Source organism: Streptomyces sp. CAU 1734 (genome assembly GCF_039888735.1).
Classification (GTDB): Bacteria; Actinomycetota; Actinomycetes; order Streptomycetales; family Streptomycetaceae; genus Streptomyces.
Map to the genome: position 1 here is coordinate 140,097 of NZ_JBDQQP010000013.1, position 22,860 is coordinate 162,956.

Sequence of the window (22,860 nt, forward strand, 5' to 3'; positions counted from 1 at the left end):
AGCCCGGTCGCCCGGCGGCGGGAGGAGCGGGCCTCCCGGGCCGGGCGGGGCACAGGGCACAGGGCACAGGGCACAGGGCACAGGGCACAGGGCACAGGGCACAGGGCACAGGGCACAGGGCACAGGGCACAGGGGCCGGGAGACCCCGGTCGGGTCTCCCGGCCCCCGCGGGTGCGGACCGTCAGGCCCGGCGGCGCAGCCGCAGGGCCAGGGCGACCGCGATCACTCCGCCCGCGCCCGCGGCGACCGACGCCGTGACCATCGCGCTGTCGTCCGGCACCACCGCGTGCTCGGCCGCCGTGGCCGTGCCGGCGGCGAGGGCCTCCGTCCCGGCGAGTTCGTCGGCCACCGCCTCGGCGGCCGGGCCGTAACCGCCCGCCACGCCCTTCTTGGCGTAGGCCGAGCCGGGCAGCTTGTCGGCGTAGGACGTCCGCACCCGGTCCCGGTAGGCGGTGAGGGTGGTGCCCGTCACGCCCACCGCCCGTGCGGCGTTCTTGTCGAGCGGGAGCACCTTCGTTCCCTTGCTGACGAACCACGCGTCGATCTGCGGCTCCCGGAAGACCGTGCCGCCGGGCAGCTTGCGTTCGCCGGTCCGGGTGTACCGGAACTCGTCGTCACCGGTGGCGATGTTCACCACCTGCCAGTCCCCGCCCACCTTCGCGGCCCACACCGACGCCGTCCGGCCGTCCGAGGAGACCGCCTTGGTGGCGAGGAATTCGGTACGGGCGATGGGTGCGCCCTTCTTCCCGGCCACGAACTCCGGCGCGAGGGTGAGCACCGGGACCGTGATCCCCTCCGCACGGGGTGCGACCGCCGACCGGGCGACCGTGCCGTCGCGGGAGAAGAACCGGGAGAGCGTCGACATGGTCGCCGGCGTGGTCGCCGCCTTCCGCGCCGCGCTGACATCGGCCGCGGAGTGACCGCCCGCGAGGGCTCCGCCGGTGTCCGCCGAGGCCGTACCCGTACCCAGCACTCCGACCGCGAGCACGGCCATCAGAGCGGCGGCGGGGATCCGGGCGGCGGCCTGCGTTCCTGAGGTCCGCTTCATCGCGTTCACGCCCCGATCCGGTACAGCGAGTGGGTCCAGGAGAAGGAGTTGTTGTTCACGTACCAGGCGTGCGAGGCCCAGTTGTAGCGGGAGCTGGTCTGCCAGGGATCACCCCAGTAGACCCAGCTGTTGGCGGTGTCGAAGCCGTAGATGATGTGCATGTGGCCACCGCCGCTGGACCACTGGATCCGGGTCTCGATGGGCCGGTTCGCATTGATCTCGGTCTGTACGGCCGGGTAGGTCAGCCAGTTCGATATGTACGAGCCGGGGCTGACGCCGGTCCAGCGCAGACCGGTCTGCACATTTGCGAGGGTTGCCTGGTTGTTGGGGCACTGGGTGTTCTGCTGACGGTTGAACGCCGCGTTGCAGAACTGGTTCTGGCTGTAATTCCGGCCATAGAAGGAAGCCACGGTGTTGCCGGCGGCGGCCCAGCACCAGTTGGTCTTCTCCTGGGCCTGCATGGTGATGTTGAGCCGCTTCCAGGCCAGTGCGCCGCGGGCGTCGGCAGGGGCGGCCGAGCCGGTGACCCGGCTGGTGGCGGGGCCGTCGGCGGGTGCGGCGGTCGCCGATGACAGGGGTGTGGTGAGCAGAGCGGCGAGCACCGCCCCGACGGCGGCGAGCCGTCTGGTGGTATTGCGCATCGCGTTCCTCCCTGAGGGGGGTGAGGGGTGGAGGAGCGCGTCCGGACGCTGCTGGTTGAGCATCGATCCTTGTCGGGAACGGGTCAACACGCTTCAATGCGGTGGACGTGGAGCTGTGAATGTCACGGGCGGAATGTGAATACGGATGCCCTGTCCCACCAGGAAAAGCGCCGTCAAACGCCCGCCGGGCCCGTCCCTGTCGTGAACGTTCACTGCGACCAGTGCAGGTCAAGCGCGGTACCGCACGGAGCAGCCGGAGGGCGCAGGGGTGGACATCGGGGATATGGCGGCCTCGGAGGCCGATCTGGCGCAGATGCTGCACACCGGGCCGTTCCATCTGGCACTCCGCGCGGCGCTGGCGGTACGCGGGCTCCCGTTGCAGCGGGTCCAGCACCGGCTGGCCCATCGCGGGGTCAAGGTCGGTGTCACCAGCCTGAGTTACTGGCAGCAGGGGGCGCGCCGCCCGCAGCGGCCCGAGTCACTGCGGGCCGTGCGCGCCCTGGAGGACGTACTCGAACTCCCGGCGAACTCACTGCTGCGCCTGCTGGGCATCGGTGAGGGCGCGCGGGTCGATGTCGAGCGCCCCGCCGCGCGCTCCTACCGGTCCGTGGTGGAGGTGTCCGGTGCGGTGGAGCGGCTGCTGGCGGAGATGGAGGCACCGGCGGACGGCGGGCTGCACACGGTCGGCCACCACGAGCGGGTGCGCATCGGGGCGGGCCGGGAGCTGCTGGGCCGCGACTCCCGGCATGTGGTGCGCGCCCACCGGGACGGGGTCGACCGCTATCTCGCCATCCACCACGGGGAGACGGGGTGCGACCCGGCCCGGGTGAGGGTCAGCGCGCTGGAGAACTGCCGGACGGGCCGGGTGCGGTGGCACCGGGAGACCGGGGTGGTGGCCGCCGAGCTCCTGTTCGACGCCCGGCTGCGGGCGGGTGACACCCATGTCTTCGGCTACGGCTTCGAGGACGGGACGGGCGGTGCCAGTACCGAGTACATCCGGGGGTTCACCTACGCGGGCGGGCAGTACGTCCTTCAGGTGCGCTTCGACGACGGCGCGCTGCCGGTGCGCTGCCGGCGGTTCGCGCAGGCGACGACGGGGGCGCCGCGCGGTGCCCGGACCGATCTGACGCTGAGCGGCCGGCACCGCACGGTCCATCTGGTGGAGCAGGGCGTACGGCCCGGGATACTCGGCATCGACTGGGACTGGGACTGACCGGGGGCCTGCCGCGCGCCGGGGGGTCAGGCGTCCGGGCCCGCGACCAGCTTGCCGCCCTCGACCTTGATCCGGACCTCGGGCAGGGGCACGGTGGCCGGGCCCACCAGCGCCTTGCCGCTGGTGACATCGAACCGGCTGCCGTGGCAGGGACAGTTGCCCTCATTGTTCTCGATCTTGTCGAGAAGGCAGCCGGCGTGGGTGCACTGGGCGCTGAACGCCTTGTACGTACCCTCTTCCGGGCAGCTCACGATGAGGCGCTGCTCGCGGTAGAGCTTCGCGCCGCCGACCGGTACGGCGTCGGCCGCGCCGAGGTGGACCGGTGCGGTCGGGGTCGGCTGCTCGGCGCGCCCCAGCTTGGACTCGGTGGAGCAGGCGGCGGTCCCGAGCCCGGCGGCCCCGGCGAGGGCTGCGCCTTTCAGCACGGTGCGGCGGGCGGCTGAGGAGGGGCCGGGCATGGAGACTCCACTGGTCGGTGCGCGGTGGTCGGCCGCGCGCGGTGTACGGGTGCACTGGGTGTGCGGGCCGGATTCCGGATCGTGACCGGGGCCGGGCCGCTGCCGCCGGAGCCGGATGCGGCGACAGGGCCGGTTGGCAACAGAGCCGGGTTGGCGACAGAGCCGACAATACCGACGGGTGCCGTTCGCGCGGCGGCCGGGCTCCCTCCCGCGCGCGGCGCCGATGGGTTACGTTCGGCCGGTGATCGTCGCCGCCGGAGAGTCGTTGATCGACCTGGTTCCGCTGGGAGAGGGAAAGCCCCCGGGAGAGGGGGAGCCGCTGCCGGCGCTGCTGCCCCGGCCCGGCGGGGGCCCGTACAACACCGCCCTCGCGCTGGGGCGGCTCGGTTCGCCGGCCGCCTTCTGCTCCCGGGTGTCGACGGACGGTTTCGGGACGGCGCTGCTGGCCGGGCTGCGCGCGGCCGGGGTGGACATCTCGCTGGTGGCGCGCGGTCCGGAGCCGACGACGCTGGCGGTGGCCGCGATCGGCGGCGACGGTTCGGCCGGGTACGGCTTCTACGCGCGGGGCACCGCCGACCGGCTGTTCGAGCTGCCGCCGGCCCTGCCGGACGGGGTGCGGGCGGTGGCGTTCGGCACCTGTTCGCTGGTGCTGGAGCCGGGGGCGAGCGCGTATGAGGCGCTGCTGCGCCGGGAGGCCGGGCTGGGGCGGTTCATCCTGCTCGACCCCAACATCAGGCCGGGGGTGATCCCGGACGCGGACGCCCACCGGGAGCGGTTCGGCGGCTGGCTGCCGGATGTGTCGCTGCTGAAGCTCTCGGAGGAGGACGCGCGGTGGCTGGGGGGTGTTCCCGGGGCCGGCGGCGCGGGACCGGCGGCCGTGGTGCTGACGCGCGGCGGGGCGGGGCTGACGGTACGGACCCGGGGCGGCGCGGAGGTCTCCGTACCGGCGGTCCCGGTGACGGTGGCGGACACGATCGGCGCGGGCGACACGGTGAACGCGGCGCTGCTGCATGCGCTGGCCGCCCGGGACGCGCTGTCGGCGGAGGCCCTGGACGGGCTGGACGAGCGGTCCTGGCGCGAGATTCTGGGCTTCGCCGCCCGGGCCGCCGCGATCACCTGCTCCCGTCGGGGCGCGGAGCCCCCCTTCGCCGCCGAGCTGGCCTGACGGACGGCGGGGACGGACGGCGGGGGCGGACGGCCGACGTGGAGGACCGGACCGAAGGCCGGCAGGACGGCGCGGGCGGCGCGGGGCGGCGGGGGCGGCCTGGACCGCAGGACGCGCGGAGGACCGGGAGGACCGGACTGCACGGCCGAACGAGCGCTCGGCCGGGGCGGGCGGCTCTGCCCGGTGACCGTCCGGCGGCATGCGGCGCGGGCGGTCTCGCCCGGTGACCGGCGACCGGCTGCCCTGCCGGACGACAGCCCGACCGGTGGAGCAACCGGGCGGCGGCCCGGGCCGGGGGCCGGGGTGGTGACCGTCCGGCGGCGTGAGGCGGGCGGGTGAACGCGCGGTGATAGCGGCGAGGGGCGCCCCGGGACGGTGTGTCCCGGGGCGCCCCTGAAGCCGTGCCCGATGGGCCGGGCCCGGTGGGTGCCGGTGGTGTCAGGCTCCGCGGACGCGTGCGGTGGCCGTCTTCCGGGTGGTGCTCTTCGCCGCCACCGTCTTCCGGGCCGCGGTCTTCTTCACCGCGGCCTTCTTGGCGGCGGTCTTCTCGGCCGGCGCCGCCGCGGTGGTCCTCGCGCCGGTCTTCTTCGCCGCCGCCTTCTTCGCCGCGGGTGCCGGCGTGTTGTTCACCGCCGCGGTCTTCTTCGCCGCGGTTTTCCTCGCCGCGGTCTTGCGCGCGGCCGTCCGGCCCCGCGCGGGCGCCGCGGCGTCGCTGATCCGCTCGGAGTCCAGAATGTCCCGCAGGAACTTTCCGGTATGGCTGGCGGACTCCCCGGCGACCTGCTCCGGGGTGCCCTCCGCGATCACCAGACCGCCGCCGCTGCCGCCTTCCGGACCCATGTCGACGACCCAGTCGGCGGTCTTGATCACATCGAGGTTGTGCTCGATGACGATGACCGTGTTGCCCTTGTCGACCAGTCCGGAGAGCACCTTGATCAGCTTGCTGATGTCCTCGAAGTGCAGACCCGTGGTCGGCTCGTCCAGCACATAGACCGTGCGGCCGGTCGATCGCTTCTGGAGCTCGCTGGCGAGCTTCACCCGCTGGGCCTCACCGCCGGAGAGGGTGGGTGCCGACTGGCCGAGGCGCACATAGCCGAGACCGACCTCGTTCAGCGTCCTGAGGTGACGGGCGATCGTCGGAACGGCCTCGAAGAAGTCCAGGGCCTCCTCGATCGGCATGTCCAGCACCTCGGCGATGGACTTGCCCTTGTAGTGGACCTCCAGGGTCTCCCGGTTGTAGCGGGCGCCGTGGCAGACCTCGCACGGGACGTAGACGTCCGGCAGGAAGTTCATCTCGATCTTGATGGTGCCGTCACCGGAGCAGTTCTCGCACCGTCCGCCCTTGACGTTGAAGGAGAAGCGGCCGGGCAGATAGCCGCGGACCTTCGCCTCCATCGTCTCCGCGAAGAGCCTGCGGACATGGTCGAAGACACCGGTGTAGGTGGCCGGATTCGATCGGGGCGTGCGCCCGATCGGCGACTGGTCGACATGGACGACCTTGTCGACCAGATCGTCGCCGTCGACCCGGGTGTGCCGGCCGGGCACCGACTTCGCGCCGTTCAGCTCACGGGCGAGGTGGGTGTAGAGGATGTCGTTGACCAGCGTCGACTTGCCGGAACCGGAGACACCGGTGACGGCGGTGAGAACACCGAGCGGGAAGGAGACGTCGATGTCCCGCAGGTTGTTCTCCCGGGCGCCGTGGACGGTGAGCCTCCGCCCGGGGTCGGCGGGGCGCCGGATGTCCGGGGTCGGGATGGACCGTTTTCCGGCGAGATACTGGCCGGTCATCGACTCCTTGTTGGCGAGCAGTTCCTTCAGGGGGCCGGAGTGGACGACCTTGCCGCCGTGCTCCCCGGCGCCGGGGCCGATGTCGACCACCCAGTCGGCGACCTTGATGGTGTCCTCGTCGTGCTCGACCACGATCAGGGTGTTGCCCATGTCACGGAGGCGGACGAGGGTCTCGATCAGCCGGTGGTTGTCGCGCTGGTGCAGCCCGATGGACGGCTCGTCCAGCACATAGAGCACTCCGACCAGGCCGGAGCCGATCTGGGTGGCGAGGCGGATGCGCTGGGCCTCACCGCCGGAGAGGGTGCCGGCCGCGCGGTTGAGGGAGAGATAGTCCAGGCCGACGTCGACCAGGAACCGCAGCCGCTCATTGACCTCCTTGAGCACCCGCTCGGCGATCTTCTTGTCGCGGGCGTTCAGCTTCAGCCGGCCGAGGAAGTCCGCGCAGTCGCTGATCGACATCGCGGCGACCTCGGCGATGGACTTCTCCATGACCGTGACCGCGAGGACGATCGGCTTCAGCCGGGTGCCCCGGCAGGTGGGACACGGCACCTCGCGCATATAGCCCTCGAAGCGCTCCCTGCTGGAGTCGCTCTCGGCCTCCTGGTGCCGCCGCTTCACGAACTGCACGGCGCCCTCGAACGCGGGAGTGGTGTAGGCCCGCTCCCTGCCGTAGCGGTTGCGGTAGCGGACCTCGACCTGGGTCTTGTGGCCGTGCAGCAGGGCCTTGCGGGCGCGCTGGGGCAGCCCGGCCCAGGGCATGTCGGTGGAGAAGCCGAGCGCCTGGGAGAGGCCCCCGATCAGCCTGCCGAAGTACTCCTTGGTGTGGCCGTGGGACCACGGGTGGATGGCGCCCTCGTCGAGCGACTTCTCCTCGTCGGGGACGATCAGCTCGGGGTCCACCTCCATCCGGGTGCCGATGCCGGTGCAGTCGGGGCAGGCGCCGAAGGGGGAGTTGAAGGAGAAGGAGCGGGGCTCCAGCTCCTCGAAGGAGAGATCGTCGTACGGGCAGTACAGATGCTCGGAGTACATCCGCTCGCGCTCGGGATCGTCCTCGGGGAGATCCACGAAGTCGAGCACGACCATGCCGCCGGAGAGACCGAGGGCCGTCTCGACGGAGTCGGTCAGCCGCCGCTTGGCGCTGTCCTTGACGGTGAGGCGGTCGATGACCACCTCGATGGTGTGCTTCTCCTGCTTCTTGAGCGCCGGCGGCTCGGCGAGCTGGATCGTCTGCCCGTCGACCCGGGCCCGGCTGTATCCCTTGGTCTGGAGGTCGGCGAAGAGGTCGACGAACTCTCCCTTGCGCTCCCGCACCAGGGGTGAGAGCACCTGGAAGCGGCTCCCCTCGGGCAGCTCCAGAACCCTGTCGACGATGGCCTGCGGCGACTGCCGGGAGATCGGGCGGCTGCACTCGGGGCAGTGCGGCTTGCCGATCCGGGCGAAGAGGAGCCGGAGGTAGTCGTACACCTCGGTGATCGTGCCGACCGTGGAGCGGGGGTTGCGGGAGGTGGACTTCTGGTCGATCGAGACGGCCGGGGAGAGGCCCTCGATGAAGTCGACATCCGGCTTGTCCATCTGCCCCAGGAACTGGCGGGCGTAGGACGACAGCGATTCGACGTAACGGCGCTGGCCCTCGGCGAAGATCGTGTCGAAGGCGAGCGAGGACTTGCCCGACCCGGAGAGCCCCGTGAAGACGATGAGGGAGTCACGGGGGAGGTCGAGCGAGACGTTCTTGAGATTGTGCTCGCGAGCGCCACGGACGATGAGACGGTCGGCCACGCCGGGTCCGCACCTTTCTTGAGAGGTCTGGAGAGAGAAGCGGGGGCTCGGCCCCCTTTTCCCAGACCGTTCCAGCCTACGGGGGCCACCGGATCGGTGACGCCGGCATTCGGAGAGTGCCGTACGGCGATGGGTGCCCGGCATCCAAGGATGCCTCGCTTCAGGCTATAGCACGTACATTCGATTTACGGTCGGCATCCACCTCCTTCACCCGAACGAGTGGCGGGGCTATCGTCGGCCCCATGATCGATCCCCTGGATGACCTGGAATCCGTACGCAAAGCCACCGACCGGCTGCTCAGCGCCGCCGCCGCACTGGACGCGGCGGGCCTCGCCGGGCCGTCACGGCTCCCGGGCTGGACCCGGGGGCATGTGCTGGCCCACCTCTCCCGTAACGCCGACGCGATCGTGAATGTTCTCCGGGGACTCCCGATGTACGAGAGCGCGACGGCGCGCGAGGCCGACATCGAGCGGGACGCGCACCGGCCGCTCGATGCGCACCTCGCCGATCTGCGCGAGAGCGCCGAGAGCTTCCACGCGGTGGCGTCGCTCCCCGCCGACTGGTCACGCACCGTGGAGCTCCGCAACGGCGTGGTGGACAAGGCGGCCCGGGTGCCCTTCCGCAGACTCGTCGAGGTGGAGATCCACCATGTGGATCTGGACATCGGCCGGGAGCTGGAGGATCTGCCGGAGGAGTTCGTGCTGCGGGAGATCGACTTCCTGGTGGACCGGTTCGCCGGGCACCCGGCGGTGGTGCCGGTCGGGCTGCGGACGGCCGACGGGCACATCTGGAACACCGGCGGCGGCGCGGGCGGCGCCACGGTGTCGGCCGAGGGCGCCGCGCCCGAGCTGATGGGCTGGCTGGCCGGCCGCCGCGACGGTTCCGCGCTGACGGTCGTGGGGGGCGCTCTGCCCGCACTGCCGCCCCTGTGAGCCATGGTGTCCGGCCCGGGGCGACCCCTGTTGTCAGTGCGCGGCGCTAGGGTCGGCACATGACGTACACCGGAGTCGTGGAGCGGGGCGGTCCCGCCGATGTGCACGAGCTGGCGGATCTGATGATCTCCAAGGTCTCGGTCGGGCCGATGGACAACAACAGCTATCTGCTGCGCTGCCGGGCCACCGGTGAGCAGCTGCTGATCGACGCCGCCCATGACGCGCCGACCCTGCTCAGCCTGATCGGGGACGATTCCATCGCCTCCGTGGTCACCACCCACCGCCACGCGGATCACTGGCAGGCACTCGCCGAGGTGGTCGCCGCCACCGGCGCGCGCACCCATGCCGGGGCCCATGACGCGGAGGGCATCCCCGTGCCCACCGAGGTCCCGGTCGAGGACGGCGACACCATCCGGGTCGGCCGGGTCGAGCTGACCGCGCGCCGCCTCGTGGGCCACACCCCGGGGTCGATCGTGCTGGTCTTCGACGATCCGCACGGCCATCCCCATGTGTTCACCGGGGACTGCCTCTTCCCGGGCGGGATCGGCAACACCCGCAAGGATCCGGAGGCGTTCGCCTCGCTGCTCCGGGATGTCGAGACCAAGCTCTTCGACGCCCTGCCGGACGAGAGCTGGATCTATCCGGGGCACGGGAAGGACACCACTCTGGGCACCGAGCGGCCGAAGCTGCCGGAGTGGCGGGAGCGGGGCTGGTGACGGCCGCGCCGCAGCCTCCGGTGACCGCGCCGCACTCCCCATGACCGCCGCGCCCTCCGTGCCCCGGACCGGACCCCGTCGCGCGCCGCCCCGGTCCGGAAGAGCCCGGCCCGGGAGGGAGCCGGTCAGCCGGGAGGCGGCAGGGTCGCCGTCACCACCAGGCCGCCGCCCGGGCGCGGGCGCGCGGTGACCGTACCGCCGTGTGCCCGGGCCACCGCGCGCACGATGGACAGCCCGAGCCCCGCGCCCTTGGCGCTGACCAGCCGGTCCGCGCCCAGCCGCCGGAAGGGCTCGAAGAGCGCCGGAATGTCGTAGGGCGGCACCACGGGACCGGTGTTGCTCACCTCCACCTCGGCCCAGCCGTCCGCGCGGGTACGGCTGACGGCCCACAGCGAGCCGCCCCGGCCGGTGTTGTGCCGGACCCCGTTCTCGATCAGGTTGTGCACCAGGCGCTCCAGCAGCAGGGCGTCGCCCGAGGTGCAGGCCTCGGCCGGTTCAGGGTGGAGGGTGATGCCCAGCCGTTCCGCCTCCGGCCCGGTCCGGGCCGCCACATGGTCGACCACATCGGCCAGATCGACCGGGAGCCGTTCGGTGATCTCGTTCTCGGAATCGGCGAGCAGCAGCAGTCCGGTGATCAGCCGCTCGTGCCGGGTGTTGATCTCCAGCAGATTCTCGCCGAGCTGTCTGACGTCCTCCGAGGCCGACGTCCGGTGCATGGCCACCTCCACCAGCGCACGGCCGAGGGTCAGCGGAGTGCGCAGCTCGTGCGAGGCGTTGGCGACGAAGCGCCGCTGTCCGTCGAAGGAACGGTCCAGCCGTTCGATCATGGTGTCGAAGGTGTCGGCCAGCACCTTGACCTCGTCATCGGGCCCGCTCAGCGCGATCCGTTCATGGAGCCCCCGCCCCGCCGCCGGGGCGGCGGCGATCCGCCGGGCGGTCTCGGTCACCCGGTGCAGCGGGGCCAGCACCCGCCCCGCGACCAGCCAGCCGAACCCCGCGGCGGCGCTGCCGACCACCAGCAGCACCAGACTGCCCTGGGCGAGCATCGAGGTGGTGGCCGCCTCGCGCAGCTCCCCGCGCTGCTGTTTCAACAGCTGCGCGGTGCCCGGGGAGACGCCCGGCGGCGGTGCCTCGGGCCGGGCCGAGGGCCCTGGCGGCAGACGGACGGAGGGATCGGCGGATCCCCGGGGCACCGGTTCGACGATGGCCGCGGTCTGTCCGACGACCTTCAGATCACCTCCGCTGAGCTCCTTGTTGAAGAGGGCGTAGGTCACTCCGAGCAGCACCACCCCGGCCGCCATGAAGAGCCCGCCGTAGATGAGGGTGAGCCGGGTGCGCAGGGGCACGGCGCGCGGTACGAGCCGCCGGGGCCCCGGCCGGGTGGCGGTCATGAGATCCGGTACCCCGCTCCCGTGACGGTCTCGACCACGGGCGGACCGCCGAGCTTGCGCCGGAGCTTGAGCACGGCGAGCCGGACCGCTCCGGTGAAGGGGTCGGCGTGTTCGTCCCACGCCTTCTCCAGTAACTGTTCGGCGGAGACGGCGGCTCCGTCGGCGCGGAGCAGTTCGGTCAGGACGGCGAACTCCTTCCGGGACAGCGGGACATAGCGGCCGTCGCGGAAGACCTCGCGGCGGGCCGGGTCCAGGGTGATGCCCGCCCGGCGCAGCACCGGCGGCACCGCGGGCCGGGAGCGCCGCCCGAGTGCCTGGACCCGGGCGGCGAGTTCGGGGAAGGCGAACGGTTTGGTGAGGTAGTCGTCGGCGCCGAGGCCGAGTCCGCCGACCCGGTCGGCGACCTCGGCGGCGGCGGTGAGCATCAGGATCCGGACCAGCGCGCCGGAGGCGGAGAGCCGCGCGCACACCTCGTCGCCGTGGACGGCCGGCAGATCCCGGTCCAGGACGATCACGTCGTAGTCGTTGACCGCGGCGCGCTCCAGTGCCGCCGCGCCGTCGTGGACGATGTCGACGGCGTGTGCCTCACCGCGCAGCCACTCCGCGACGGCGTCGGCGAGCATCGGCTCGTCCTCGACCACCAGTACACGCACCTGTCGCTCCCCCGCTCGCTTCCGGCACCACCGCCCGCCGCTCGGTGCGCTGGTGCCCCTCGGTCACCGCCCATGGTGGGGCCGGCGGTGTTTCCTCGCCGTTAGTACGACAGCCGCCGGACACCGGAAACCGGGGGGAAACGGCGCGGGGCGTTCCATCGCTTCCGTGCGGCCGGAAGCCTCCGGCCGCGGCTGGAGGAGACGAGCGATGCGCGTACGCACCCGTACCGCCATGGCGGCACTGCCGGTGGCGCTGGTACTGGCGGTGACACTGTCCGGTTGCGGATCGGACGGCGGGGACAGGAACGAGGTGGCTTCCGCGGCCACCGCGGGAGCCGGTGGCGGCTCGGCGGGGAAGGGCGGCGAGGCGGGCGCCGAGCTGAGCCCGGAGGAACAGGGGCTGAAGTTCGCGCGGTGCATGCGGAAGAACGGTGTCCCGATGGAGGACCCGGTGGACGGCCGCGTCATGGTCAGCCGGAAGCAGGGCGAGGACACCGCCGTACTGGACAAGGCGATGAAGGCCTGCCGTGAGTTTCAGCCCCGGGGAGGTTCGAGGTCCGGTCCGCGCGAGGGCGGCGACGACTCGGCGATGCGGAAGTTCGCCGTGTGCATGCGGGAGAACGGAGTCGCGGAGTTTCCCGACCCGGATCCGGGCAGCGGCGCCGTCCGCGCGGAGAAACCGCCGACGGGGGATCCCGACTTCGAGAAGGCCGAGGAGAAGTGCCACGGCCTGCTCGGCGGCGCCCGGACGGAAGGGAAGCGGCCGTGAGGGCGGGAACCACCGCGGAACAGCCGGGGGACCGTGGTCCGGCCGGCCGGCGGACACCGGCCGGGGACGCGCACGGCGGGGACGGCGGCCCACAGGATCCGGCCATGGGACAGGCGCGATACGCGCGTACGGACGAGGCCGGCGCGCCATCCGTGACTTCCGCCCCAACGGCAACAGCGGCGACGGCGGTTGCGGCACAGGACAGCGGCCCTGAGGGAAGGGCGGCCGGTCCGCGTCACCGGCGCCGGCGTGGCCGGAACACCGTTGTGGCACTCGCCGTTCTGGCGGCCGGCGGAGCCGTCGCGGCGGCGACACTCGGTCTGGGCGGCGATCCGGATCCGTCCGGTGGCGAGAGCACGGGCACCCTGCCGCCGAACACCACCGAGGTGACGCGGCAGTCTCTGAAGGATGTGGTCCGGGCCTCGGGCGAGCTGGCCCACGGCCCGGCGACGACCGTGACCGGACGGCTGAGCGGCACAATCACCGATCTGCCCGCCACCGGGGACAGAGTGACCCGGGGCAAGCCCCTCTACGAGGTGGACAACCGCCCGGTGACGCTGCTCCACGGCGTGCTGCCCGCCTTCCGGGAGCTGCGGTCGGGCATGAAGGGCCGGGACGTGAAGCAGCTGGAGCGCAATCTCGACGCCCTGGGATACGGCGGATTCACCGTGGACAGCGAGTTCACCGCCGCGACCGCCGCCGCCGTGCGGGAGTGGCAGGAGGACATCGGCCGGAGCCGGACCGGGGTGGTGCGGCCCGGCGAGGTGGTGTTCGCGCCGGGTGCGGTCCGTGTCGACGGGCTGAAGGCCGCGGTGGGGGATCTGGTCGGCCCCGGCGCCAAGGTGCTCTCGTACACCGGTACGGCGAAGGCCGTCACCGTGACCCTGGAGGCCGATGAACAGCGGCTGGCCGGGAAGGGGGCGGCGGTCGGGATCACCCTGCCCGACGATTCGGTGGTGACGGGCCGGATCGAGGAGGTCTCCACCGTCATCCGGGCGGCGACGGAACAGGAGGAGGCCCGGACCGAGATCGAGGTGGTGGTGGGCCTCACCGGGAAGGCGGCGCGGCGGGCGGCCGACGCGTACGCCCTGGCGTCGGTGAACGTGGACTTCACCGCCGACGTCAGGAAGAACGTGCTGACCGTGCCGGTCGCCGCGCTGCTGGCGCTCGCCGAGGGCGGTTTCGGGGTGGAGGTCGTCAGCGGGTCACGGTCGTCGTATGTCCCGGTCACCACCGGTCTCTTCGCCGACGGCCGGGTGGAGGTCTCCGGGGCGGGCATCTCCGAGGGCACGACCGTGGGGATCCCGAAGTGATCGAACTGATCGATGTGACCAAGGTGTACGCGGGTGGGGTCACCGCGCTGGGCGGGGTGTCGCTGCGGATCGCGCGGGGAGAGCTCGTCGCCGTCACGGGCCCCTCCGGTTCGGGGAAGTCGACCATGCTCCATGTGCTCGGGACACTGGACCGGCCGAGCTCGGGCCGGGTGCGGATCGACGGGTACGACACCGGCTCGCTCACCGACGGCGCGCTCTCCGCGCTGCGGGCCGGCCGGATCGGCTTTGTGTTCCAGCAGTTCCATCTGGCCTCCGGCACCACGGCTCTGGAGAACGTCGCGGACGGGTTGCTGTACTGCGGCCTCCGCCCGGCCGAACGGCGGCGGCGCGCGGCGGCGGCGCTGGTACGGGTGGGTCTCGGCCACCGTCTCGATCATGAGCCGCATGCGCTGTCGGGCGGTGAGCGCCAGCGGGTGGCCATCGCCCGGGCGGTGGCCGGGGAACCGTCGCTGCTGCTGGCCGACGAGCCGACCGGTGCCCTGGATTCCCGTTCGGGGACGGAGGTGATGGAGCTGCTGCGCGAGCTGAACCGGGCCGGCACCACCGTGGTGATCATCACCCATGACCGGGAGATCGCGGGCTCGTTCCCCCGGCGGATCAGCATGCGGGACGGCAGAGTGGCCGGCCATCCGGCCGCCGGTGCGGAGCACCCGGGGGCACTCCGATGACCCCGGGCGCTCCGCCGGCACCCGCCCCCGTCGCCGTTCCCGACACCGGTTCGCTCTCCGGCTCCGGCTCCGGGGTGCCCGAACGGCTGCGTCCGGCGCGGCTGGGGCCGGGCGATGTGGTCAGGGTCGGCGCGGTCGGTCTCCGTACCCGCCCGCTCCGGGCGTTTCTCTCGGCGCTGGGCATCGCGATCGGCATCTCCGCGATGGTGGCGGTGGTCGGCATCTCCACCTCCTCGCGCGCCGGACTGGACCGTACGCTCAACGCACTGGGCACCAATCTGCTGACGGTCACCCCGGGGTCGACGATGGCCGGTGGCGACGCCCGGCTGCCGCTGGAGGCCGAGGCCATGGTCGGCCGGATCGGCCCGGTGGAGTCCGTGTCGGCGATCGGGAAGGTGCCGGGCGCCAAGGTCTACCGCACCGGCCGGATCCCCGAGGCCGAGACGGGGAGCATCGCCACCTATGCCGTACGCACGGATCTGCGCGCCACCATCGCCGCCGAGCTGCGCGGCGGCACCTGGCTGAACGCGGCCACGGGGCGGTATCCCGCGGTGGTGCTCGGCCCGCGGGCCGCCGAGCGGCTGGGGATCGGCGCCGCCGGGCCCCGGACCCGGGTACTCGTCGGCGGGGTGTGGTTCACGGTCGTCGGCATTCTGGAGCCCTCGCCGCTGGCGCCCGAGCTGGACACGGCGGCGCTGGTGGGATGGCCGGTGGCGGAGGAGGAGCTCGGTTTCGACGGGCATCCCACCACCGTCTACACCCGCGCCGGGAAGTCGGCCGTGGAGGATGTCCGCGCGGTGCTCGGTGCCACCGCCAATCCCGAGGCCCCCAATGAGGCGGATGTCTCGCGCCCCTCGGAGGCGCTCGCGGCCGAGCGGGCGGCGAGCCGGGCCTTCACCGGCCTGCTGCTGGGGCTGGGCGCGGTGGCGCTGCTGGTCGGCGGTGTCGGGGTGGCCAACACCATGGTCATCTCGGTGCTGGAGCGGCGGGCCGAGATCGGCCTGCGCCGCTCGCTGGGGGCGACCCGGGGCCAGATCCGTACGCAGTTCCTGGCCGAGTCGCTGCTGCTGTCGGCGCTCGGCGGGCTCGGCGGGGCGGTGCTGGGGGCGGCGGTCACCGGTGGTTACGCGGCCTTTCAGGGGTGGCCGGTGGCCGTGCCGGTGTGGGCGTTCGCGGGCGGAGTCGGCGCCACCCTCGCGATCGGCGCGCTGGCCGGCCTCTATCCGGCCGTACGGGCCTCCCGGCTCTCCCCCACGGAGGCCCTGGCCGCCCGGTGAGGGGACGGGACCGGGCCGCGTCCGAGTGAGCGGAAAACAGAAGCGGGGGCGTACGGCTGATGCCGTACGCCCCCGCCTTGGACTGTCGTCAGGCTTCGACGCTGTCCTTGTCCTTCGGGGTGGTGGGCTCGTCGCCCCCGCCCTCCGCGGCGGCCTCGGCCGCTTCGCGCTCCGCCTGCTTCTTGGAGGCGATCAGGCTGGTGATCGTGGTGATGATCAGAACACCGCAGATGACGGACAGCGAGAACGGGATGGAGATCTCGGGGACGTTGACCCCGCTCTCGTGCAGTGCGTGCAGCACCAGCTTGACGCCGATGAAGCCGAGGATCACCGAGAGGCCGTAGCTGAGGTGAACCAGCTTCTTGAGCAGCCCGCCGATGAGGAAGTACAGCTGACGCAGACCCATCAGGGCGAACGCGTTGGCCGTGAAGACGATGTACGGGTCCTGCGTCAGACCGAAGATCGCCGGGATGGAGTCCAGGGCGAACAGGACGTCCGTGGTGCCGATGGCGAGCATGACGACCATCAGCGGCGTCATGATGCGCTTGCCGTTGTTCTTGATGAAGAGCTTGGTGCCGTGGTACTGGTCCGCGACGCCGAACTTCTTCTCGATGGACTTCAGGAGGCGGTTCTCCTCGAAGTCGTCCTCCTCCTCACCGGCACGCGCCTCCTGGACGAGCTTCCAGGCGGTGTAGATCAGGAACGCGCCGAAGATGTAGAAGACCCACGAGAAGTTGGCGATGATCGCCGCACCGGCCGCGATGAAGATGGCCCGCAGAACCAGGGCGATCAGCACACCGATGAGCAGCACCCGCTGCTGAAGGTGGGAGGGCACCGAGAACTTCGCCATGATCAGGACGAAGACGAAGAGATTGTCGACACTGAGCGACTTCTCGGTGATGAAGCCGGCGAAGAACTCCCCGGATGCCTGGCTGTTGCCGAAGACAAGCAGTCCGATACCGAAGAGAACGGCCAGGACGATCCAGACGATCGTCCAGATTCCGGCTTCCTTGATCGACACGTCATGGGGCTTGCGCCCGATGAAGAAGTCGACCGCGATCAGGGCGGTCAGACCGAGAATGGTCAGCACCCACAGGGTGAATGAAACGTCCACTGCGCCTCCGGCGTCGTACGGCTACTTGATCAGCGTCGTCGCTGCCGGAGGTCTCTTCCACCTGAGCGGTCCTAGCCGCACGGGCCGGCGCCCCGGGATCAATGGTGATCCGTACTGACGGGCACGCCGCATTCGGGAATACTCCCCTCCGCTCATAGGATCGTACCGGAGTTGCCAAGTAAAGGTAAAGAAGTTGGTAAAGAGAGATTCAAATATCCAGCTCAGCAGCGTGATCCCGGTCACCTGAATGATGTTTCCCGGGCGCCGGGCAGCCCCGAGTCAGCGTCCCCAGGACCGGCGCGCGGCGGTCACCTGGTCCAGCACCTGCCCCAGGACCGCGCTCCCATTCGGCACGGAGAGCGGCTGATACGTCCAGGAGTGCCGTACCCACGGATCGGCCAGATGGTCATCCGGCACCGGCGGGACCCGCAGCAGGGACCGCCAGAGCGGGTCGAGCACCGGCCCGTAGGCCGAGGCGTCCTCGCGGTCCGCGACCATCATCAGATGCACCCCCACGGCGGGGCCCTCGTCGGCGAGATAGCGCAACTGGGTGACGGCCCGGTCGTCGAAGCCGTGCGGGAAGTCATTGACGATCAGCAGCTGCTCGGCGGGGTCCAGATCCGGCGGCAGCGAGTCGGCGGCCCCGGCGCGTACCGCCATGGTCACCAGATCCACCCGGCGGGTGAGCCCGGCGAGCGTCTCGCTCACCCCGCGGGCTCCCGCGGCGGGCGGCGCGGCAAGGACGCCGGACGCGGCCAGCGGGGCGAGTGACGCCGCCGCCGTACCGGCCGGGTCGATGACATGGACGGTGAAATCACCGGGGGGATGGACAGCGAGCAGCCGGGCCGCGTGCGCGACCGCGCACTCCATGGCGAGCGTCCGCAGCCCGGCCTCGTCCAGCAGCATCGCCGCCTCGGAACCGGAGCGTCCGCTGTCCACCCACAGCCCGCGTTCGAGCGGAAGCTTTAGCAGGAACGGAATCCGCAGCTCGGGTGCCTCGGGCAGCAGGAGATCCCCGAGGCGTACCGCCATCGGGGTCTCCATGGGGACGCGGTAGGCGTGCCAGACCGGGTTGTCCCAGCGGGCCAGGGCGGGCGGCAGGGCGGGCTCGACCACCTCGGACTCGGCGGAGAGCTGGGCGAGGTCCCGGTCGAGCGCCTGCCGCGCCCGCGCGGTCAGCTGCTCGCACTTGACGCGGGCGGCCTCACGGGCCGTGTCACCGGCGCCGCCGATGCGGTTCCGGGGGTCGGCGAGGACCCGGTCGAGCTCCTGCTCCATCCGGGATTCGGCGAACTCCACGGCGCTGCGGTAGGCCGCGACCGTACGCGCCAGATCCTCGAACATGCCCCAGATCTGGTTGTAGAGCCGCTCCTCCATGCTCCAGCCGGTGGCATCGCCCGCGACCGGCCGGGGAGGCTCCCCGGGAGCGGCGGGGGCGGGCCCGGCCTGCGGCTGCGGCGCCGGCCGGCGGCGCGGATGGGCGTAGCTGATCGGTCCGCCCGGCGCCGCCGCGGTGCCGGCGACGGGCGTCTCCCGCGTGTCCGCCGCTCCGGCGCCCCGGTGGGCCGGACCGCTCCGCCCCGGTCCCGGCTCGGGCAGGGGCGGCGGTACGGGAGCGGCCTGCGCGGCACCGGTGGGTACGGGGCTCTCCGGGGCGGCGGTGTCGTGCGGGGCCGTGGTGCCGCCGGACGCGGCGATGCCGTCCGGAATGGTGTCGCTGCCGGAGACGGTGCCGCTGCCGGGCGTGGTGCCGCTGCCGGGCGCGGTGACACCGTCCGGGAGAACGGTGCCGTCCGGGCCCGGGGTGGTGGCCGGGTCCGGACGGTGGGTGGCCGGAGGTGAGTACCCGCCGGAGGCGGCTCCGGGGCGCGGGCGGGCCGTGGCCGGGGCCGGTTCGGTGCGCGGGGAGGCCGGAGCCGTGGCCTCGCGGATCTCCGCCGCCCGCTCCCGGGCCCGCGGAACCCCCTGGTCGTCGAAGAGCTGGGCGAGCCCGCCCGCGTACCCCTGCCCCACGGCGCGCACCTTCCACGCGCCCTGCCGCCGGTACAGCTCGACGGCCACCAGCGCCGTCTCGGCGTCCAGGCCGGTGATGGTGAAGTCGGCGACCGCCGCTCCGTCCGGGCCCACGACGGCGAGGAACGGCGCGGCAGTGGCGCCGAAGGACGCCGGTCCGGCGGGGCCCTCGGGGAGCGCGAGCAGGAGATTCACCTGGTGCACGGCCGGCGGCACGGCGTCCAGGTCGACGGTGAAGCAGGGGGTGCGGCCGGCGCTCGCCGGGACCTCGATGCCCGGCAGGGCCGGTGCGCCGGGGTGGGCCGGCCCGGCACCGGACGCGGCACCGTGTTCATCGGCGCAGGTGACGCAGGCCACGACCGGATGGCCGACGGACACCCGGATCTCCAGGCGACTGCCGGGCAGTGGATGGTTCTGCCCCCGGACCAGCTCGGCCGTCATCGCCTTGCCCCCTTGCTGTGCTGTGCGGTTGTGTCGCGGCCCACCGGTGCCCGCCGGCCGCCGGTGCGCGGCACGGCGCGCGGTGTGCCGAGCATTACAGCTCCCGGCGGCCGGTCGCCTCCGGGAGCTGTCGTCGTTCCTGTGTGTTCCCCGGCAGCGGACGGGGAACCGCACAGGCGCTGTCCACGATCAGGTGATGTCTACAGATGCGGCAGGATCGACGGGATCAGGTCCTGGAACGTCCGGCCGTTGGCCGGGTTGCCGAGGGCCGTCATCTGCCAGCCGTCCTTGACGCGGTGGACCTTGGCCATGATCTGCGCGGTGTAGTGGCCGCCGCCGTCGAGGGTGTAGCGGGCCAGCTCCTGGCCATTGGTCTCGTCGACGATGCGGCAGAAGGCGTTCTGCACTTCCTGGAACGTCTGTCCGGTGAACGAGTTGACCGTGAAGACGATCTGATCGATGTGGACCGGAACCCGTGACAGGTCCACGAGGATCGACTCGTCGTCACCGCCCGATCCGGCACCGCCGACGAGGTTGTCACCGGTGTGCCGCACCGAGCCGTCGTCGCTGACGAGGTGCTGGAAGAACACCACGTCCCTCGGCTGCTTGTCGGCGAAGAGCACCGCCGAGGCATCCAGATCGATCTCCTTGGTGCGCGAGCCGAAGAGACCGCGACGGGCAGCCGCCTGCCAGCCGAGCCCCATCCGCACCGATGTGAGGCTGGCACCATCGCTCTTCTGCAGGCTGATGGCCTGGCCCTTGGTCATATTGACCGTCACGCGCTGTCCCCTTCTCCCTGGCATGCAGCCACTCATACGGGTGGCTGCGCAGCACCCTACGCAGTCGCGTCAACAGTGCAGCACAATTGGCCGGATTTTGTGTCGTTCTTGCAACACAGCAAGGGCGCCCGGGCTCTTCGGAACCCGCTCCCACCTCGCCTTTCCTCTTCCGGCCGGGCGCGTGGCGGCGCCCCCGGCCCGATGACGCACCACCCGGCGGGGGCGCGTCCGCCGGTACGGGGGCGCGCCCGCGGGTGAACGCGCCCGGCGCGGCTCAGGCAACGCCCGCCTCCTTCATCTGCCGCAGCTCCTTCTTGAGCTCACCGACCTCGTCCCGCAGCCGCGCGGCCACCTCGAACTGGAGGTCGGCGGCGGCGGCCCGCATCCGCTCGGTCATCTCCTCGATGATCCCGGCCAGCTCGGCGGCGGGCCGGTCGGTCGGCACCTCGTCCCTGCCCGTGCCCTTCCGCCTGCCGCCGAGAGCCGGGACAGGGGCCTTGGCCCCCTTGCCCTTCGCCGCCACGGGCTTGCGGTAGTCGCTGCCGAGCAGCTCCTCCGTGTCGACCTCCTCGCGCGCGATCGTGGCGACGATGTCATTGATCTTCTTCCGGAGCGGCTGGGGGTCGATGCCCCGCTCCGTGTTGTAGGCGATCTGCTTCTCACGGCGCCGGTTGGTCTCGTCGATGGCCTTCTCCATCGCCGCGGTGATCTTGTCCGCGTACATATGGACCTGTCCGGAGACATTGCGCGCCGCGCGGCCGATGGTCTGGATCAGCGAGGTCCCGGACCGGAGGAAGCCCTCCTTGTCCGCGTCGAGGATCGCCACCAGGGACACCTCGGGCAGGTCGAGACCCTCGCGGAGCAGGTTGATGCCGACCAGGACGTCGTACTCGCCGGCCCGCAGCTCCCGCAGCAGCTCCACCCGGCGCAGGGTGTCGACATCGCTGTGCAGATAGCGGACCTGGATGCCCAGTTCGAGGAAGTAGTCGGTGAGGTCCTCGGCCATCTTCTTGGTGAGCGTGGTGACCAGCACCCGCTCGTCCTTCTCGGTGCGCAGCCGGATCTCGTGCACGAGATCGTCGATCTGGCCCTCGGTCGGCTTGATGACCACCTCGGGGTCGATCAGGCCGGTGGGGCGGATGATCTGCTCCACGAAGCCGTCGCCGCGGGAGAGCTCGTAGGTCCCCGGGGTGGCGGAGAGATAGACCGTCTGCCCGATCCGCCGGGTGAACTCCTCCCACTTCAGCGGCCGGTTGTCGAGCGCGGACGGCAGCCGGAAGCCGTGGTCGACCAGGGTGCGCTTCCGGGAGGCGTCGCCCTCGTACATCGCGCCGATCTGCGGGACGGTGACATGCGACTCGTCGATGACCAGCAGGAAGTCCTCGGGGAAGTAGTCGAGGAGGGTGTTGGGCGGGGAGCCGGGCTCGCGGTCGTCGAAGTGCATCGAGTAGTTCTCGATACCGGAGCAGGAGCCGATCTGGCGCATCATCTCGATGTCGTAGGTGGTCCGCATCCGCAGCCGCTGGGACTCCAGGAGCTTGCCCTGCCTGTCCAGCTCGGCGAGGCGCTGCTCCAGCTCGGCCTCGATGCCGTTGACCGCCTTCTCCAGGCGCTCGGGGCCGGCCACGTAGTGGCTGGCGGGGAAGACATGGAGCGCCTGGTCCTCGCTGATGATCTCCCCGGTGAGGGGGTGGAGGGTGGAGAGCGCCTCGATCTCGTCACCGAACATCTCGATGCGGACGGCGAGCTCCTCGTAGACCGGGAAGATCTCGATGGTGTCGCCGCGCACCCGGAAGGTGCCGCGGGAGAACGCCACGTCATTGCGCGTGTACTGGATGTCGACGAAACGGCGGAGGAGCTGGTCGCGGTCGATCTCCTCGCCCACCCGCAGCGGCACCATGCGGTCGACGTACTCCTGCGGCGTGCCCAGGCCGTAGATGCACGAGACGGAGGCCACCACGATCACATCGCGCCGGGTGAGCAGGGAATTCGTCGCGGAGTGACGCAGCCGCTCCACCTCCTCGTTGATCGAGGAGTCCTTCTCGATGTAGGTGTCCGACTGGGGGACGTACGCCTCGGGCTGGTAGTAGTCGTAGTACGAGACGAAGTACTCCACCGCGTTGTTGGGCAGCAGCTCGCGGAACTCATTGGCGAGCTGGGCGGCGAGGGTTTTGTTCGGCGCCATCACCAGGGTGGGGCGCTGGAGCTTCTCGATCATCCAGGCGGTGGTGGCGGACTTTCCGGTGCCGGTGGCGCCGAGCAGGACGACATCCTTCTCACCCGCGCGGATACGGCGCTCCAGATCGGCGATGGCCGCGGGCTGGTCGCCGCTGGGCTGGAAGGGACTGACGACCTCGAAAGGCGCCATCGTACGTTCGATCTTGGAAACGGGCCGCATGGTTCAACCGTACGACCCACCACTGACAACCGGGTGCGAACCGCGGTCCCGGAACCCGGACCGGCCGGAATCATGCCTGGTCCCGATGGGTCCGAGGATGATTCCGGCCGGTGCGCGGCGGGTGTCCCGCGCCGTGCGGCGGGGTGACGGGAGGGCGTCCGTGCAGCGCCCGCTACCAGTCGTCGGAGCGGGGCGTTTCCCTGCGCGGGAGGCCGTCGGCCGGGCGGGCGGCGGGGTGCGGGTCGTACGTGCCCTGGTCCCGGCGGGCCGGCGGCTGCTGCCCGTA

The 22,860-nt window shown here is 71.8% G+C and carries 18 protein-coding genes; 8 read left to right on the forward strand and 10 right to left on the reverse strand.

Annotated elements, in window-relative coordinates:
- Positions 1 to 181 precede the first annotated feature (181 nt).
- Together AAFN69_RS25070 and AAFN69_RS25075 are read right to left on the reverse strand one after the other, a co-directional pair.
- Positions 182 to 1,048: a hypothetical protein gene (locus AAFN69_RS25070; protein ID WP_347731079.1), complete on the reverse strand. Its 867-nt coding sequence runs from the start codon at positions 1,046 to 1,048 to the stop codon at positions 182 to 184.
- Between the two features lie 5 nt (positions 1,049 to 1,053).
- Positions 1,054 to 1,689, reverse strand: coding sequence for a papain-like cysteine protease family protein (locus tag AAFN69_RS25075; RefSeq protein ID WP_347730993.1), 636 nt, complete (start codon positions 1,687 to 1,689; stop codon positions 1,054 to 1,056).
- Positions 1,690 to 1,972: 283 nt separating this feature from the next.
- Between AAFN69_RS25075 and AAFN69_RS25080 the strand changes: the two genes are divergently transcribed.
- On the forward strand, positions 1,973 to 2,902 hold the full coding sequence (locus AAFN69_RS25080) for a hypothetical protein (RefSeq protein ID WP_347731080.1): 930 nt from the start codon (positions 1,973 to 1,975) through the stop codon (positions 2,900 to 2,902).
- A 26-nt stretch (positions 2,903 to 2,928) separates the two neighbouring features.
- On the opposite strand, the gene AAFN69_RS25085 is transcribed toward AAFN69_RS25080, so the two are convergent.
- Positions 2,929 to 3,360 (reverse strand): Rieske (2Fe-2S) protein, encoded by a 432-nt coding sequence (locus tag AAFN69_RS25085; RefSeq protein WP_347730994.1) that lies wholly within the window; start codon positions 3,358 to 3,360, stop codon positions 2,929 to 2,931.
- Between the two features lie 241 nt (positions 3,361 to 3,601).
- On the opposite strand from AAFN69_RS25085, the gene AAFN69_RS25090 reads away from it, so the two are divergent.
- Positions 3,602 to 4,525: a carbohydrate kinase gene (locus AAFN69_RS25090; protein WP_347730995.1), complete on the forward strand. Its 924-nt coding sequence runs from the start codon at positions 3,602 to 3,604 to the stop codon at positions 4,523 to 4,525.
- A gap of 438 nt (positions 4,526 to 4,963) precedes the next feature.
- Here the strand turns inward: AAFN69_RS25090 and uvrA are convergent, their stop codons facing one another.
- A complete protein-coding gene (gene uvrA, locus AAFN69_RS25095; protein ID WP_347730997.1) occupies positions 4,964 to 8,089 on the reverse strand; it encodes an excinuclease ABC subunit UvrA in 3,126 nt (1,041 codons plus the stop codon).
- Positions 8,090 to 8,331: 242 nt separating this feature from the next.
- On the opposite strand from uvrA, the gene AAFN69_RS25100 reads away from it, so the two are divergent.
- On the forward strand, positions 8,332 to 9,021 hold the full coding sequence (locus AAFN69_RS25100) for a maleylpyruvate isomerase family mycothiol-dependent enzyme (protein WP_347730998.1): 690 nt from the start codon (positions 8,332 to 8,334) through the stop codon (positions 9,019 to 9,021).
- 59 nt (positions 9,022 to 9,080) lie between these two features.
- Positions 9,081 to 9,737 (forward strand): MBL fold metallo-hydrolase, encoded by a 657-nt coding sequence (locus AAFN69_RS25105; protein ID WP_347730999.1) that lies wholly within the window; start codon positions 9,081 to 9,083, stop codon positions 9,735 to 9,737.
- 125 nt (positions 9,738 to 9,862) lie between these two features.
- Here AAFN69_RS25105 and AAFN69_RS25110 read toward each other — a convergent pair whose 3' ends face one another.
- Positions 9,863 to 11,128 (reverse strand): HAMP domain-containing sensor histidine kinase, encoded by a 1,266-nt coding sequence (locus AAFN69_RS25110; RefSeq protein ID WP_347731000.1) that lies wholly within the window; start codon positions 11,126 to 11,128, stop codon positions 9,863 to 9,865.
- Positions 11,125 to 11,781 (reverse strand): response regulator transcription factor, encoded by a 657-nt coding sequence (locus AAFN69_RS25115; RefSeq protein WP_347731001.1) that lies wholly within the window; start codon positions 11,779 to 11,781, stop codon positions 11,125 to 11,127. The genes AAFN69_RS25110 and AAFN69_RS25115 overlap by 4 nt, the downstream gene beginning before the upstream one ends.
- Positions 11,782 to 11,989: 208 nt before the next feature.
- Between AAFN69_RS25115 and AAFN69_RS25120 the strand changes: the two genes are divergently transcribed.
- The 4 genes from AAFN69_RS25120 (at position 11,990) to AAFN69_RS25135 (ending at position 15,829) form a co-directional block, all read left to right on the forward strand.
- Positions 11,990 to 12,550, forward strand: coding sequence for a hypothetical protein (locus tag AAFN69_RS25120; protein WP_347731002.1), 561 nt, complete (start codon positions 11,990 to 11,992; stop codon positions 12,548 to 12,550).
- Positions 12,551 to 12,816: 266 nt separating this feature from the next.
- On the forward strand, positions 12,817 to 13,863 hold the full coding sequence (locus tag AAFN69_RS25125) for an efflux RND transporter periplasmic adaptor subunit (RefSeq protein WP_347731003.1): 1,047 nt from the start codon (positions 12,817 to 12,819) through the stop codon (positions 13,861 to 13,863).
- Entirely contained in the window at positions 13,860 to 14,552 is a 693-nt protein-coding gene (locus tag AAFN69_RS25130; RefSeq protein WP_347731004.1) for an ABC transporter ATP-binding protein, read from the forward strand. The genes AAFN69_RS25125 and AAFN69_RS25130 overlap by 4 nt, the downstream gene beginning before the upstream one ends.
- Positions 14,549 to 15,829: an ABC transporter permease gene (locus AAFN69_RS25135; RefSeq protein ID WP_347731005.1), complete on the forward strand. Its 1,281-nt coding sequence runs from the start codon at positions 14,549 to 14,551 to the stop codon at positions 15,827 to 15,829. The genes AAFN69_RS25130 and AAFN69_RS25135 overlap by 4 nt, the downstream gene beginning before the upstream one ends.
- 88 nt (positions 15,830 to 15,917) lie before the next feature.
- Here the strand turns inward: AAFN69_RS25135 and AAFN69_RS25140 are convergent, their stop codons facing one another.
- The 4 genes from AAFN69_RS25140 to uvrB all read right to left on the reverse strand — a co-directional run bounded on the left by AAFN69_RS25140 (position 15,918) and on the right by uvrB (position 22,574).
- The gene (locus AAFN69_RS25140; protein ID WP_347731006.1) at positions 15,918 to 16,943 is read right to left on the reverse strand and encodes a TerC family protein; all 1,026 of its coding nucleotides are present in this window, start codon (positions 16,941 to 16,943) and stop codon (positions 15,918 to 15,920) included.
- 279 nt (positions 16,944 to 17,222) lie between these two features.
- The gene (locus AAFN69_RS25145; protein ID WP_347731007.1) at positions 17,223 to 19,397 is read right to left on the reverse strand and encodes a TerD family protein; all 2,175 of its coding nucleotides are present in this window, start codon (positions 19,395 to 19,397) and stop codon (positions 17,223 to 17,225) included.
- A 200-nt stretch (positions 19,398 to 19,597) separates the two neighbouring features.
- A complete protein-coding gene (locus tag AAFN69_RS25150; RefSeq protein ID WP_347731008.1) occupies positions 19,598 to 20,176 on the reverse strand; it encodes a TerD family protein in 579 nt (192 codons plus the stop codon).
- A 274-nt stretch (positions 20,177 to 20,450) separates the two neighbouring features.
- Entirely contained in the window at positions 20,451 to 22,574 is a 2,124-nt protein-coding gene (uvrB, locus tag AAFN69_RS25155) for an excinuclease ABC subunit UvrB (protein WP_347731009.1), read from the reverse strand.
- Positions 22,575 to 22,860 lie beyond the last annotated feature (286 nt).

What these genes read in the sequence shown, in the direction of transcription:
- AAFN69_RS25070 (WP_347731079.1), bottom strand. Translation starts at nt 1,048, where the DNA reads ATGAAGCGGACCTCAGGAACGCAGGCCGCCGCCCGGATCCCCGCCGCC.
- AAFN69_RS25075 (WP_347730993.1), bottom strand. Translation starts at nt 1,689, where the DNA reads ATGCGCAATACCACCAGACGGCTCGCCGCCGTCGGGGCGGTGCTCGCC.
- AAFN69_RS25080 (WP_347731080.1), top strand. Translation starts at nt 1,973, where the DNA reads ATGGCGGCCTCGGAGGCCGATCTGGCGCAGATGCTGCACACCGGGCCG.
- AAFN69_RS25085 (WP_347730994.1), bottom strand. Translation starts at nt 3,360, where the DNA reads ATGCCCGGCCCCTCCTCAGCCGCCCGCCGCACCGTGCTGAAAGGCGCA.
- AAFN69_RS25100 (WP_347730998.1), top strand. Translation starts at nt 8,332, where the DNA reads ATGATCGATCCCCTGGATGACCTGGAATCCGTACGCAAAGCCACCGAC.
- AAFN69_RS25105 (WP_347730999.1), top strand. Translation starts at nt 9,081, where the DNA reads ATGACGTACACCGGAGTCGTGGAGCGGGGCGGTCCCGCCGATGTGCAC.
- AAFN69_RS25110 (WP_347731000.1), bottom strand. Translation starts at nt 11,128, where the DNA reads ATGACCGCCACCCGGCCGGGGCCCCGGCGGCTCGTACCGCGCGCCGTG.
- AAFN69_RS25120 (WP_347731002.1), top strand. Translation starts at nt 11,990, where the DNA reads ATGCGCGTACGCACCCGTACCGCCATGGCGGCACTGCCGGTGGCGCTG.
- AAFN69_RS25135 (WP_347731005.1), top strand. Translation starts at nt 14,549, where the DNA reads ATGACCCCGGGCGCTCCGCCGGCACCCGCCCCCGTCGCCGTTCCCGAC.
- AAFN69_RS25145 (WP_347731007.1), bottom strand. Translation starts at nt 19,397, where the DNA reads ATGACGGCCGAGCTGGTCCGGGGGCAGAACCATCCACTGCCCGGCAGT.
- uvrB (WP_347731009.1), bottom strand. Translation starts at nt 22,574, where the DNA reads ATGCGGCCCGTTTCCAAGATCGAACGTACGATGGCGCCTTTCGAGGTC.